The sequence below is a fragment of the Streptomyces sp. NPDC007084 genome (genome assembly GCF_040703595.1).
Taxonomy (GTDB): Bacteria; Actinomycetota; Actinomycetes; order Streptomycetales; family Streptomycetaceae; genus Streptomyces.
In genome coordinates this window covers 10,494-23,039 of record NZ_JBEYFY010000009.1, presented here as the reverse complement: position 1 = coordinate 23,039, position 12,546 = coordinate 10,494, and the positions used below count along the sequence as shown (strand labels likewise).

The following is a 12,546-nucleotide window of genomic DNA, read 5'->3' as shown; positions in this document are numbered from 1 at the left end:
CCTCGGGAATGAGGCTGCTCACCGCCTTCTCCCCAGGGCCGGATGGTGTGCGGCCCGAGCGGCACCAGAGGTCTACGGAGTTCTTTCCGCCGCAGGCCGACACGGGTGGAGGTCGACGGTCGGGTACGCCCGCGCTCTCTCGCTCTGCCCGACGCACCCGTGGCCGGGCAAGCCAGGCGCCATCACCGATGAGATATCGGCCGACCCAGCGGAGTGCGGTCCCGTGACCGAAACGAGCAACAACTTCTTCATTCCCCTCGACCAGGCGCAGGTCAGCCTCGTCGCCACCGTGCTGCACCAGGCGGCGCAGGATTGCCGGGCCGTGGATGCCCCCGAGATCCCGGAAGACAACCGCTCGGTGGTCACTCTCGGCCGTGTGGCGGCACGATGGGCGGCCATCGCGGAACGCGACGAACACTGCGACGTCATCAACGTCCACGGCGAGCGGCTGTATAACGTCTCGCTCACCCTGGAGGAGTGGTATCAGGTCCGAGCGGCTCTCAGCGAGTTCGCCGCACAGCTCACGCGCGCCCCAGGCAACCCGCCGTCCACGCACGAGAACCGCAAGCAGGCGACACGGGCGCTGCGCCTGGTAGACCGCATCACGGAGGTCATCACAAGTGGTTGACGACTCCGCGCCCTTGAAGGAATCAGTGGAGGAGGAAGCGGTCCCAGGCTGGCAACCCGCCCTGTGGACGCTGCCCCGTACGGCGGCAGTCGACAATCTCGCCGAGGCTCTGCGCGGGCAGGGGCTCACAGAGGGTGGGGTGCGGGCGATGTCCCGGGCCGCAGTGCGGCCAGACGACCTGCGGCGGAGGCTCGCGGACCCTGCCGAACTGCGAGTGCAGGGCGGCACCCTGCTGATCGCGGAGACGCGACTGTGGTCGGCGACCGTGCTGCCCCACCCCGCCAACCCCCGGGAGTACGGGCATCGTCAGTACGCGCTGGCGGCCTCAGGGCCACGGCGACCGATGATGATCGAACCCAGGTCGACCCCGTACGGCACGGCGGAGTTGGAAATGCGTGTCGAGACACCCTCCGGAATCGCTCAACGTCTGGAAGGAGCGAAGAGCCGACTTCTCAAGGACAACCCTCTGGTCCAAGACATCGCCGTCGAGGGCGTCCTCCAACCACTGACCGTGGTTCCCTTGACCGTCGTTCACGAGAACAGCCACCCCGACTGCGCGCTGCTCATCGCGGCCGACGGATCGAGCCGGATCAGCGCGGTCCACGAGCTTCTTGACTACGAACCGTCAAAGATCGCGTACGAGTGGGGCGCCGATGACCGGAAACTTCGCGCTGAGATCAGCCGCTGGGCTCGACTAGTGCGGAAGCAGGGGTGGCAAGGACTGACGGAGAGCGAGCGCCGCAAGGTTCGCGCCCTCAGTGTCCCCGCCCGTGTGATTGTGGGGTTCCGGCCCAACACGCAAGCCGACCAAGCATTCCACACGGCGGTACGCAACTTTATCGGCCTCACTCACATCCGTCCCCCGCGTCCCTACGGGCCCGCCGTGGAGAACGAGGCTAAGGCGGACGCCGTCCTCGACAGCCTCGCCGAGCCGGGGCGGTCCGGCGTGGCCCACATCACGGAAATCGAAAAGGGTTGGTTCGCCGGCACGATCTCCCGAGAAGAGGTGGAGGCGGCTGGGCTGAGTGCCGAACCGGACGTCCGCGCGGGAGAGATCGTCCGTTCCCTGTTGGGCGGAGGGGTCAGGACCGCGCGAAGGGTCAACGAGGGCATCCGGTCCCTCACCGCCAAGCAGCGGCCGAAGCGGGAAGAACGCGTCGACGTCGTCGTGGAGCTGATCCTTCGGCCCGTGCGCACCGGGAGTGATGACGCAAAGTTCGTCCGTCCACGTCGTGCGGTGCTCCAGCGCGCGTACCGGCTGCCGGAGATCGAGGACCTATCGGCCGCAGAGCGGTTGGAGGGAGCCGGGAAGAGCGGCCGCACTCTGGAGGAGCTGCGCGACGCGGCCCTGGCCGAGGCGGACCAGGGCCTCGGTTACAGCGGCCGACTCGGCCCCGCGCAGACCGAACTCGTGGTGAAGGCCGCGTACTACATGGCGATGGCCGAGCCAATGGCCCTGCAGCGCGAGGTCTTCGGAGGTGGGGAGGACGAGGACGACCGGGGTGCCGCGACGGTGCTGCGGGCCATGCTGTCCCGTCGGCGTGGCATCCTCCAGTCCTACGAGATCATCCGGGCGGGACGGGCAGGGGAACGGCTCCGTGAAGTGGACGAGAGCGGCAAGCCTCTGGTCACGGCCGAGGGCCGGCCACGGGATCTCACCGATGCTTTGGTTCGCCACACGTACAGCGGCGGGCCGGTGCCGCTCGAGAACGCCCAGGTGGGTGTCAAAGCTGCCGCCACGAGCTGGGCGTGCGTACGGGAGACCGTCGACAGCCTACGCAAGGAGGTGGACGGGATGGCGGGTGTGCCCGCGGAGGAGGGGGGCCCGAGCTTCGTCTCACAGGAGGGCTGGGATCCATCCCAGGTGAGAGAGGTACGGGACACCCTCGACCGGGTCAGCCGCAGGGTCGCGGCTTGGGCAGACCGGTTCGAGGAACGAGCGGAAGCCGCGGTGGCGGAGTCGTGACCACTCGGCCACCTCAGTCGCATCGAGCGAGCCCCTCCTCCGCCCGGGACCGGTACACCTCCAGACCATCCACGCCGACGGTGTCCCGTTGGATCTCTGTGTAGACGCCCCTGGCCGCCTCGCGGTCGGCTTGGGCGAGCAGTGCCTCGGCCAGATCGAAGCGAAGGTCGAGTACTTCACGAGCTCGGAGGCCGTACTGCTCACCGAGGTCCGGCAGGCGTTCGGCGAGCAAGTCGACCGCCTTAGCCGGGTCGTTCGTGAGCAGGCGCCGTACTTCGTGATGGAGGTCCTTGGCGTCGGCCCGCGGCCGATACGTCTGCGATGCGGAAGCGGGCAACTCCACGCGCGGGCCGATCAGCGGCACGTCCTCGGGCGCGAACGGTTCACGGAAGGGTCGAGTGGGGTCGGGCGAGATGTAGTCGACCGGCGGGCCGTCGCCTCTCACGGGCAGATAGGGGCGGAGAACCCTGTTCACCTCGTCGGCGGTGGCGGGCCGGTCCGCAGGATCCTTGGCAAGCAGCCGGTTGACGAGATCCAGTACCTCCTCCGGAATTCCATCCCGGAGCACGCTCAACGCGTCGGGCGTGACGGTGGTGTGCATGTGGCGGAGCACGAACTCGTCGTCTCGGGGGAAGACGGCACGCCCCGCGAGCATCTCGTACAGCACGCAGCCCAAGGTGTAGAGGTCGGACCGCCCGGTGACCTCCTCACCCCTGTACTGCTCTGGTGACATGTAGGCGGGGCTGCCCGGGCTCCGGCCCGTTCTGGTGAGCCGGGTGTCATCAGGGGCTCCCGTCACCCGGGCGATACCGAAGTCCAGAACTTTGGTGTAGCCCAGCTCGGAGATCATCACGTTGGAGGGCTTCAGGTCACGGTGCACGATACCCGCGCGATGAGCTGCCGCGAGGACGTCACAGATGGGCACGATGACGCTGGCCACGACGGCGAGTTCGAACATTCCGCACTCATCCATCAGCTCCTCGAGGGTCGCACCCTGGATCAGTTCCATAACAAGATAGAGGTGGCCCTGATCGTCGCCGAAATCGTGAACGGCGGGCACCCCTACGTTCGTGAACCGCGCCATCACCCCGGCTTCCTGCTGGAAGCGCTTGAGCATCTCGTCCCTCCCCTGGGTTGTTAAAGCCGCTGCGGGGTTAGCGAACTTCACCGCGACCACACGGCTGAGCCGCAAGTCGTACGCCCGCCAGACCATCCCCATGCCCCCGGTACGAAGAGGCCCGTCCAGCCGGTAGCGGGAGCGAAGGACGCGACCCGCTTGGATCTCGAGCATGCCGTCGGCCTCTCCCCAGGGCATCTCAGCCCCGCCTGTCGTCGTTAACCGGGCCCGCCAGCCCGGCAGCCAGCGCGTCCGCAAGATGGCGGGCGATACGGTGGCCACGGTCGGCGACCTCGTCCAAGACTTCGTCGAACCGTGCGATGTCCTGGAAGGCCCGGCCGATCCGACGCTGTTCGTCCAGCTCCCGGACCGGGAGGAAGAGGCGCCCCGGGTCGAGCCGGCTCGGCCGTCCAGTGGCCCCCGTGGTGGTACCGGAGCGTCCGACACCAGGCCCCCCGGTCAACGCCCCAGCCAGGAACCACGAATCCAGAGACTCTCGTTCGGGACGCAGCACGGTGATGCCCTGGCCGACCGCCGCGCCGTACTCCCGCTGGTCGGCGGGGCGCGCGCCCTGCGGCGAGCCGGCGAACACGAGGACGTCTCCCTCGCGGAGACGCTCGGCCTCCGTGACGTAGGTCTGGCGGCTGGGCGGGATACGGGACAGCCCGTCGTTCAAGCTGACCAATGGGACCTGCGACACCGTCTCCTCCGGCGCTTCCCTGCTGGAGGACCCGCGCCACATCCGCAGGGCACCGGAGCGGATGAGGTCCTCCAGCGGGACGAGTACCTGCGGGGCGGCCAACGGCACTTCTCTCACAGCGGGAAGACGGTCCGCCAAGCCGGCCAACGTCTGGCGCCAGCGGTTTCGATCCTCCTCCAGCGCCACCAAGTCCACGGCGTCGCCGGGAAAGGTACGGACGTGCCGCGAGGGAGTGACGTCCACCTCCTCGTCGAGGAGGTCTGTGATGGGAACCGCGCTACAGAAAGAGGGTTCGAGTGCCGCTCCCTCCTGGAAACACCGCCACGCGGCGGAGACGGCGGTGTGCACGGCCTCCCAGTCCGTACTGGCGGTGCGGCCCGCCGGTGCCGCTTCGGGCAACAACCCGGTGTCGACGAAAAGCACGTCGTGAGAGAACGGCTCGTCGCACGGCTGAACCACCCAGAGATGGGCCCCGAAAGTGTGGGCTGAGGCGGACCCGGAAGGCAGGGCCACGACCGCTCGCAGTGTGCCGCGCCGCACCAACTCGGCTCGGATGCGACGGCCCGAGGACCTGGAGGCCGCTGCCGCGGGCATCAGAAGGACTGCCCTGCCGCCGTCGTCCAGATGAGCCAGAGCGTGTTGGACCCAAGCGAGTTCGGACTCTCCCTTCGGCGGTAGACCGTAAGTCCAGCGAGTGTCGTATCCCAGCTCAGACCGGCCCCAGTCCCGTTGGCCAAATGGAAGGTTGCAGACGACTCCGCCTACCCGCTCGGCAGCATGGACGTTCCCCAAGAGTGAATCACCCGTGGCCACGTTGACATCGTGATATCCGTGGAGCCGCAACCGCACGTTAGTGATCTCGGCGAGATCGGGCTGGGTTTCCTGGCCGAGCAGGCAGGCGGCGCCGTTCTTCGCAGCTTCGAGGAGCAGGCCGCCTGTACCGCACGCGGGATCCAGCACGGAGTTGGGGGCCGCAGTGCCTGCGGAGCCGACCAGTGCGCACATGAGCGACGCCACGGGGGCGGGCGTCACCTCCACCTGGCGGGCGTGTTCCTCCGCCCAACGACTGAACAGCACTTCGAACGCCTCGGCCGCACCAAGCCGATCCCTGAGTCGATCGACATGAACACCCAGTTCCGGGGGCAGGCTGGCGAACCCCGCCCTCGCTCGGCCGGAGTGCGCGGGCTGCTCCTCACCTAGCAGGCGAGACCCGACCGCGGCCAGTATTCCGCCAGGGCGCCCCGGGTCCCGTAGAGCCTCCATGGCCCGCCACACCTCGTCGGCTGGTGAGAGGTGCACTGGCCGGTCGTGAGCTTTGAGCCAACCCACGATTTCCGAGAGGGAGAACTGCGGACTGGCCGCCGTACCTCCGACTGGGGTGGGAAACTCCGCATACCTCCGGCGCCAGTTGCTCACTGCCGCCGGCCCGACCCCGGCGATACGGGCGATCTCGGCAGCGTTGACCGTGGCTCCGCTCGTCATGGTGACCTCCTCGCACGACACCTTCCGAGGATCATATGGAACAGATTCGTTAATGCAAGTCACCAGAAAGAGTGTGTTGACTCACTTCACAAACCATGCTCCCATGGTGAGCCCATCGAGGTCGATGCCATGGAGATCGCATGCCTGCATGGACGCCACCGCCGGAGAGCACTTGGACCAGCGGACTGATCCGCGTGTTCGCGGGGTCCTTCCTCCGCCCGGACCGCCGCGGCAGTTGCCCTTACAAAGGGGCACTCAAGATCCGAACCGGGATCAAGCTGGCACCGGGCCCGCTTCCCACTTACAAGGCCGATCCGCGAGAGGGTTTCAACCTCGGTCCGCTCGGAGACGCGCTCGACCTGATCGAGTACAAGGATGTCGAGCCCCAGGAAGCGCTCCAGCAAGCCCTGGCGGCCACCCGGGAGCGGCCTGAGGCTGATCCGGGGTTGGCCGCATGGACCCGCTTCGCGCTCGACCGCTACCTGGAGAACAGCACGCCGGATCTTCGCCCGGTCCCCTACTCCTGGGTGCTCGTTACCCGGCTCAGAAGACCCGACAGCCGCGGCGCCAAGCGCTACGAGCAGTGTGTCTGGGGCCGCCCGTACGCCTCAGCCGACGGGCGGGTGCGGGAACTGTGCGTGCCGGTCGTCGGAGAGCTGCGCGAGCCTGAGCGGGAAGCCGCCGAACTCATCAGGCAGGCCGAGCGGGCCGACCTGGCGGCGGCCGCGCAGGTCGTGGCCCGTGGTGAACCACACCGATTACCGGACCGATTCCACTGGAGCGACGAAGCACAACCCGTGTGGGATGTGGGTAAGGCGGCCTGGCGACAGCCCGAAGAGGTGAGGATCACCGAAGTGAGCTGCCTCGACGGCCAGCGTCACCAGGTGCTCTCCGAAAGCGCCGAGGACGTGGCGCGGCGCTACGCGGCCTACGGCCTTCCCGGACTGACCGCCGCCGTCTCCGCTGACACCTTCGTTCCCGGCCACGACTGCGCGGACTGCAAGTACATTTCCGGCTGCCCCGCACTGAGCCGCCTCGATGGCGTGCTGGGCATCGAGGACCGCAGCCGGCCGCGCCGTACGTGGTCGGTCACCAACGGGCGCTCGTACGTCGGTCGGCCGGACCGCGACGAGGGCTGTCCCGCCCGGGAGCGCCTCCGCAGGCTCCGGCTACCGGATCGGGAGAACCGGGCACTGACTCCGCACGTCATCCGCGGCCACGCCGTACACACCTGGATCCAACAGCGCCACGAGGCGCACCCGGGAATCGCCTGCCTCCCCGACGACGCCCCCGACGGCCGGTCCTCCTGGTCGGCAGGACGCTGGACGGTCCCGCGAGAGCAGGCGGACCTCGGAGCGCGAATGGTCGCCGCACACGCCCGCTACTGCCCGTCCAAGCTGTCCACCGTCACCGAGGTAGTTCACGAACGAACCCTCGTGGTGCACGACACCGCCGCCGACGTCGTAGTGCTCGCCAAGACGGACATGCTCTACCGGGATGGGCGCTCCTGGGTCTATCGGGAGACGAAGACTGACGCCCGTCGGGATCCACCCGTGGAAGCCGATTGCCTACGCAGGCGGCCTCAACTCGCGCTAGCCGTCCTGCTCAGCACCAGCTCCATCATGGGCGAGGACGTCTCCGCCGCACGGGTGGAGCTGGAAGTCCTGGGACCGCGTGGCGCCCAGCTCACCATCATTGACCCCCTCGACACCGAGGTACGCGCCGAAGCACGCCAGGTCGTCCGTTCCCTGACCGCTGAGTGGCATGTGGACACCACCGCCCCCGCCCGCCCGGGCCCGCACTGCCGGGCCTGCGAGATGGCCGTCTGGTGTCGTTCCGCCTCGTCCGACGCCACGAAAGGCTGAGATGAGATGAGTCCCGACCGGTCAGTCCGCGCGGCCCTGTGGTCGGAGGTGGATGGCGTCCTCCTGCTCCGGAGCGTCGCCACCGCCCTGGTCCGCCTCAGCGAAATCGGCAATCTGAAGACGTCCGCCCTGCCCTATCCCGAGGAGGCGCAGCGCGCCCTGAACAATACGGTCCTCACCTGCCTGGTGCTCAAAGCACGGCCTCCGGAGAGCCTGCCCGAACTCGTCGAATGGGCGGCCAAGCGCCCGGTGGACCGCTGGCCTGTCACACTGCCGCCTGATGTGGTGCCCCCCGAGGCCCTGCTCCTGGACGAGGCCACTCACCTGCCGACTCAACTCTGCTACGAATGGGCCGTGGACGCGGAGGACTCCGCCGCTCGACACTCCGAACAGCGCTACATGACCGTCGTCTCCCAGCGCTGCCGGGAGGAGAACTACCCCGAGGCATACCGGGCCTTCCGCCTACTGCTGGTGCGACGTCCTGTGCTCACCCACCGCGAACTGAGCACCCTCCCCGCGGCTGCGGACAACGACCTGGGGTTCCTCGGAGACCTGCTGTATGACGTCTACCAGCCGGCACCGGCCGGTTATCTCGACCGAAAACGACAGAGCTACACCGCCTGCGCGCGCTGCCACACTCTGCTGCACCCCACGACGGTGGGCGGGCTGTGGTGCGAGCAGGGACGGTGCCGCGATCTAGGCACAGTCCGCCACGGGCGCGAGTATCGGGCCGACGACGGCGGCGGCATCCAACTCCTGATCCGTCCGCTTCGCCAGTGGGTATCGGCGCCCGGCGTCCTGGAGACGCGGCTGGCCCGTCGGCTGACGGACGTCGGGGCGGACGTCGAGCTGTGGCCCGGCTTCGGCTCCTACAGCATGCGCGTGCGGTTCCCCGACAGAGCGACCCTGGCGATTGAATACAAGGACTGGGCGAGTCCGGCCCTGCTGGGGCGCCGGGCCGTTCCGCCGCCGCCCGACCCGCCGTATGACCGCTGTGTGTGGGTGGTGCCGGCCACCCGGCTACGCGATCACCCCGACTTCCGCACTGTCTTCGAGCGCTATCGGTCGTCCACGTCGCTGGAGCTCATGACCGACAGGGAACTACTCCGCACCACGCGGCAATTCATCGGGCCCACCGGTCCCAGCCCCCGGAACGCGGAGACGGCCTCGGCTCCGGACGGTGAAGCGATGGAGGGACTGTTCTGATGCGTGATCGCAATTCCTGGTTCGCCAATACCGCCACCCGCATCCGTGCAGCCTGGCCGAGGGACGGCGCCCCGATCCGCGCCGCCCGCCTGTGCCGCGTGGAACTGGGGCTCTATCTGCTGGAGCGCCTCTGCCCCGGGGAGCCGGCCATCGCGGCGTGGACCGTGCTCGGTGGCTACCCCTTCGCACTGGTCAAGGACCGGACACCGGAACGGGAGAGGATGCTCCGAGTCGCCCGGCACCTGCTTTGGATGCTCCGGCGCCGCCGCACCTGGGAACGCGCACTACGGCAGTACGCGTCTTTCCCCGCCGAAGTGCGCGGCTACCAGATCACCGACCTCGACACCGCCGCCCGGAGGGAGGACGTGTCGATCGCCTCCGAACGCTGGCAGGTCTACGAACAGGCACTCACATCAGCCCCCCGCTTCCACCGCAGGCAGGAGCTGAAGATCGCCAAGCCGGGAAGGTCGTACCGTTTCCCGCAGGGCAAGCTCCTCACATCCATCCGGTTGCCCGAACACCTGCCGGTGGGCGCCGTCCGGCCGCACAGTCTCCTGCCCCCGCCCAAGGCGGGGCATTCGATTGAGACGACCTGGGACGAACTACTGGCGACCGCCGAGTGGATGGACGGGCGACTGGGGATCACCGACCCCCGGAAGACCTGGCGCAACCGGGTGTTGCGAATCGAACTGGACGTACTCGACTCCGGAGGGACGGCCTACCGGCCGAGCCGGAAGCTGTCCATCACCGGCCTCTTCCACCTCGTGGGCATGGTCGGCGCGGGTAAGAGCACACTGCGGGACGTGCTCACCGTCCAAGCCGTTCAGCAGGGCCGCAAGGTGACCATCGTCGTCGGAGACGTCGCCGAACAGTTGACCCTGGTGGCGCTCTTCGGCGCGCTGGGGCTGCAGGTAGCCCCCGTGCTGGGGGCCTCCACCCGAGCCCGGAACGCCCAGCGCATGCACCGCAGACTCGCCGGTGCGGGCGCGGTGTCCCTGCTCAGCCACGCGGCCAAACACTTCACCTATCTGAGCACCGCCTGTCCGCTCGACGCCCTGCGCGGTACTGAGGCGCTCCAGCCCTTGGACATCCTTGAGTCGCCCTGCACTCACCTGTATCCGGCGGACCCTCGGACAGCCACATCGGGACGGAATGAGACGGACGCGCCGTTCACGGCACCGCCTACCGGCCCCACCGCCGAGGGTTCCGACACAACGAACACCGGCCGGCCCGACACCGCACGCGGCTGCCCCCTGTGGGCGGGGTGCCCCCGGCAGCGCGGCGCCCACGACTTGGTCGACGCGGACATCTGGGTCGCCAACCCCGCCAGCCTCATCTACGGGTTGACACCCAGGCATCAGAACCGAGAGCGCGCCCGGTTCCTGGAACTCGCGTGCGTCCGCAGTGACCTGATCATCGTGGACGAGGCAGACCGCGTACAGATGCAGCTCGACTCGATGTTCGTGCCGTCCGCCACCCTCGTCGGGCGCTCCCCGGACTCATGGCTCGACGAACTACAAGCCCACACGACCGACGAGTTCGCTCGGAACGGACGCCTACAGCTGTTGGACGCGGACGTGGACCGCTGGTCCTCCTCCCTGACCGCGTCGATCGCCGCCACCAACCGGCTGTACTCGATGCTGATGCGCCACCCCAGGCTCCGCGCCTGGGTGCAGGCCGACTACTTCAGCACCTGGACGCTCCAACAGAAGCTGGTCGAAGACTGGTTCCGAGACCGCCCCGCTCCCGACGGACCGGATGAGGACGACGGACCCGGCGACGAGTTCGAGGAAGATTTCCCCGCCGAAGATGACTCCGACAGCCCTGAACACGGGGCCGGCACCCGGGAATCCGAAGAGAACGAGAAGCCGACGGACCCGCGCGACATGCGGCGAGCCGCGGTCATGGAGGTACTGGATGCATTCCGCGACGACCCACTCGGAGGCGATCACTCGGACAATCCCGAACTGACCGATCTGGTGAGTCTCACCCACGATCTGCTGCACACACTGGACGAGGACCGTACTCGGGCCAGGTCAAGAGCCGAGCTGAGGCGACTCTCTGGGATCACCGGTGGATCCGCCGATGAACTCTTCGACAAGACACTCCGCTTCGAATTCACCCTGCTGCTCGGAGTGCTCCAGCAGCGCCTCGACGTCCTCACTGAGCTGTGGCCGACGGTGGAAGCCGCGCTCAATCTGGAGTCGACGGACAATCAGCTCTCCCGGCGCCCTCCGCTCGACTACGGTCCCCTCGTACCGGAATCACCGATGGGTAACATCCTCGGATTCCAGTTCCTCACCGAGGAGCCGGACGCCATGCCGACGCCAGGCAGCGCCGTGCTCCGCTTCTTTCGCTGCGCCGGAGTGGGACGCTCGCTGGTGACCGGACTGCACGAGGTGGCTTCGCTCGACGACGGCCCGTCTACCCACGTCCTCCTGATGTCGGGAACCAGTTGGGCGGGCACCGCGGCGGGCGCACATGTACTGGCACCGGTCCGTGCCGTCCTGAAGTCCTCCCCCAAAGAGCGCGGTGCGCTGCGCCGCACCTCCTTCCGTAAAGTCTTCGTCCCCGGTCCGGACGGGAAACCTCTGCACCTGTCCGGCATGCGGCCGGACAGGCGGCCCAAGGTTCTGGAGCTGATGCTCGACGGCCTCGCCAGGCCTCGGGAGGGCCAACTCCAGAGCGACTTCGAACAAGAGCTGAACCTCATCGGCAACGCCAAACGGAAGCGTCTGCTAGTGCTCGTCGGCTCGTACGAGGAGGCCCGCCGAGGCTTTCAGCTCCTCAACGCCATTCCCCGCTGGAAGGGAAAGGTGTGCCGACTGGTCGCGGACGACGCCGAACTGGAAGTCTCCTTCGGCGGTGCCACGCCCGGAGACCCTGTGGCAGTCACCGAACCCGGTACCTTGCGGCGCGGTGACGTCTCCGCCTTCGGAGCCATGGACGCCGAGATCCTCATTGCGCCGCTGATGTCCGTGGAACGCGGGCACAACATCCTGAACGACGCAGGTCAGGCAGCTATCGGCTCGGTCTTCTTTCTGGCTCGGCCTCACCCCCGTCCGCATGACATCGGCCTGGCTGTCCAAGGCATCAACAACTGGGTGACGCGCCTGATGGCCGACGGCGGTTTCAACGAGTTGGTTTCCTCGGCTCCGGACCTCAACGCGGCCGGACGGGCTTTCCGCCGGGAGGCGCGCATCCGGTGGCGTCACCTGCTCACCCGGAAGATGGCCTGGCGACACCTGAACGACGAGGACAAGGCGGCCTTCACGTGGGATCGGCTGGTCGTGATGTGGCAGGTGATCGGACGGTTGGTGCGGGGCGGTGTCCCGGCGCGGGTGGTCTTCGTGGACTCCCGGTTCGCCGAACGCGAGGCCGCCGGCCGGGGCTCCGACACCTTCCGTACCGGACTGCTCGCCAGCATGGTCCACGTCCTGGACCCATATTTCGACGACGACGGGCCGATCTCTCTAGCCGACCGGCAGTTGGTACAGACCCTCTATGAGCCCCTCTACCTGGCGCTCAAGAACATCCCCCCCTACCGGCCGGACGCGCAACGCCGCGCCGCCTGAGGAGCCC

7 protein-coding genes are annotated in these 12,546 nt (G+C 68.1%); 5 read left to right on the top strand and 2 right to left on the bottom strand.

Annotated elements, in window-relative coordinates; translation table 11 throughout:
* The first annotated feature begins 223 nt into the window (after nucleotides 1–223).
* Together AB0912_RS10805 and AB0912_RS10800 are read left to right on the top strand one after the other, a co-directional pair.
* Complete coding sequence (locus tag AB0912_RS10805; protein ID WP_366697945.1) at nucleotides 224–628, top strand: hypothetical protein; 405 nt, start codon at nucleotides 224–226, stop codon at nucleotides 626–628.
* Nucleotides 621–2,594, top strand: a complete 1,974-nt coding sequence (locus tag AB0912_RS10800) for a hypothetical protein (RefSeq protein WP_366697943.1) — start codon at nucleotides 621–623, stop codon at nucleotides 2,592–2,594. The genes AB0912_RS10805 and AB0912_RS10800 overlap by 8 nt, the downstream gene beginning before the upstream one ends.
* 13 nt (nucleotides 2,595–2,607) lie before the next feature.
* Here the strand turns inward: AB0912_RS10800 and AB0912_RS10795 are convergent, their stop codons facing one another.
* Nucleotides 2,608–3,885 (bottom strand): serine/threonine-protein kinase, encoded by a 1,278-nt coding sequence (locus AB0912_RS10795; protein ID WP_366697941.1) that lies wholly within the window; start codon nucleotides 3,883–3,885, stop codon nucleotides 2,608–2,610.
* 25 nt (nucleotides 3,886–3,910) lie between these two features.
* Nucleotides 3,911–5,674, bottom strand: a complete 1,764-nt coding sequence (locus tag AB0912_RS10790; protein ID WP_366698199.1) for an N-6 DNA methylase — start codon at nucleotides 5,672–5,674, stop codon at nucleotides 3,911–3,913.
* 413 nt (nucleotides 5,675–6,087) lie between these two features.
* Between AB0912_RS10790 and AB0912_RS10785 the strand changes: the two genes are divergently transcribed.
* From AB0912_RS10785 to AB0912_RS10775, 3 genes are read left to right on the top strand one after another with little or no spacing between them, the layout of a single operon-like run.
* Nucleotides 6,088–7,758 (top strand): PD-(D/E)XK nuclease family protein, encoded by a 1,671-nt coding sequence (locus AB0912_RS10785; protein ID WP_366697939.1) that lies wholly within the window; start codon nucleotides 6,088–6,090, stop codon nucleotides 7,756–7,758.
* A 6-nt stretch (nucleotides 7,759–7,764) separates the two neighbouring features.
* Entirely contained in the window at nucleotides 7,765–8,964 is a 1,200-nt protein-coding gene (locus AB0912_RS10780) for a hypothetical protein (RefSeq protein ID WP_366697937.1), read from the top strand.
* A complete protein-coding gene (locus AB0912_RS10775) occupies nucleotides 8,964–12,539 on the top strand; it encodes a signal recognition particle (protein ID WP_366697935.1) in 3,576 nt (1,191 codons plus the stop codon). The genes AB0912_RS10780 and AB0912_RS10775 overlap by 1 nt, the downstream gene beginning before the upstream one ends.
* Nucleotides 12,540–12,546: the final 7 nt, after the last annotated feature.